Raw genomic sequence first — 1,595 nt, forward strand, 5'->3', positions numbered from 1 at the left:
CGTCCCCACGGGGTCACCGCCGCGCCCCCCGGCCCGGACCGTGGCCCCGCGCCTCCCGGCGGTTCGCCGGCCCGTTCCGGCCGTGTCGGCGGTCGCCTCACGGGACTGCTGCTCTCCGTGCTGCTGCTCGGGGTCGTGGCCGCAGCCAGTGTGGCCCTCGGGGCCCGGGCCATCCCCCTGGACCAGGTCTGGGACGCCCTGACGGGAGGCGCCGGCTCCGCCGCGGTGCCCCCCGGGGTGTCCGGGGACCCCGGCACGGGGGAGGGGACCGTGGTCGGGGACGGCACGGGCGACATCGCCGGCATCGTGGTGGGGATGCGGGTGCCCCGCACCCTGCTCGGCCTGCTGGTGGGAGCCGCTCTCGGACTGGCGGGCGCGGTGATGCAGGCGCTCACCCGCAACCCCCTGGCCGAACCCGGCATCCTGGGGGTCAACGCCGGTGCCTCGGCCGCCGTGGTCTCGGCCATCTCCTTCCTCGGGGTGACCTCGATCACGGGATGGATCTGGTTCGCCTTCCTCGGCGCCGCGGCCGTCTCGGTGATGGTCTACGCGCTGGGCGGCAACCGGGCCGCCACTCCCGTGCGCCTGGCCCTCGCCGGTACGGCGATCACCGCGGCGCTGTACGGCTACGTCAACGCCGTGGTGCTGCTGGACACCGCCGCGCTGGACCGGATGCGGTTCTGGACCGTCGGCTCGCTGGCCTCCGCCCGGATGGAGACGTTCTGGCAGATCCTGCCCTTCATCGGGGTGGGGTGTCTGATCGCCCTGCTCCTGGCCCGCCCCCTCAACGCCCTGGCGCTCGGGGAGGACACCGCCCGGGCCCTGGGCTCCCGTCCGACCGCCACCCGGCTCGGGGCGATGCTCGTGATCACCCTGCTGTGCGGGGCGGCCACCGCGGCCTGCGGGCCGATCGTCTTCGTCGGCCTGATGATCCCGCACCTGGTGCGCTCCCTCACCGGGCCCGACCTGCGCTGGATCCTGCCCTACTCGGCGGTCCTGGCGCCGGTGCTGCTGCTGTCCGCCGACATCCTGGGGCGCCTGCTCGCCCGACCGGGGGAACTCCAGGTGGGCATCGTGACCGCCCTGATCGGCGGCCCCGTCTTCATCCATCTCGTGCGTCGTCGGAGGATGGCCCAGCTGTGAGCACGATCCCCGACCTCGCCCGTCCGGGAACCGACCGCCCCGAGGGGGTCCCCGACGCCCCGGCCCCCGGCGTGCGCTCCCGGGGCGTGGTGCTGCGCGCCCCGGGGGGCCTGTCGCTGCGGGTGCACCCGCGCGGTGCCCTGGTGCTGCCCCTGCTCGTCCTCGCCGCCCTCGGAACGGCGGTCGTCCTGGTCGGTACCGGCGACTACCCGCTGACCCCGGCCGAGGTGATCGCCGTCCTCACCGGGGGCGGCACGCCGGGCCAGCGATTCGTCATCCACGAACTCCGCCTGCCCCGCGCCCTGCTGGCCCTGCTGGTCGGGGCGGCGCTCGGCCTGGCCGGGGCGGTCTTCCAGACGGTCTCCCGCAACCCGCTGGGCAGCCCCGACATCATCGGCTTCACCCAGGGGGCCGGCGCGGGGGCGCTCACCGTGATCGTCGTCTTCGGGGGC

General features: G+C 75.7%; 2 protein-coding genes. Both read left to right on the top strand.

Features of this window, described 5'->3' with window-relative positions; genetic code table 11:
* Positions 1-108 precede the first annotated feature (108 nt).
* Positions 109-1,143, top strand: coding sequence for a FecCD family ABC transporter permease (locus FOE67_RS25270; RefSeq protein WP_438874307.1), 1,035 nt, complete (start codon positions 109-111; stop codon positions 1,141-1,143).
* On the top strand, positions 1,140-1,595 hold a 456-nt coding region (locus tag FOE67_RS25275; RefSeq protein ID WP_438874306.1), incomplete at its 3' end, for an iron chelate uptake ABC transporter family permease subunit. The genes FOE67_RS25270 and FOE67_RS25275, both read left to right, overlap by 4 nt.

The organism is Streptomyces calidiresistens, assembly GCF_014141525.1.
GTDB classification, from domain to species: Bacteria; Actinomycetota; Actinomycetes; order Streptomycetales; family Streptomycetaceae; genus Streptomyces; species Streptomyces calidiresistens.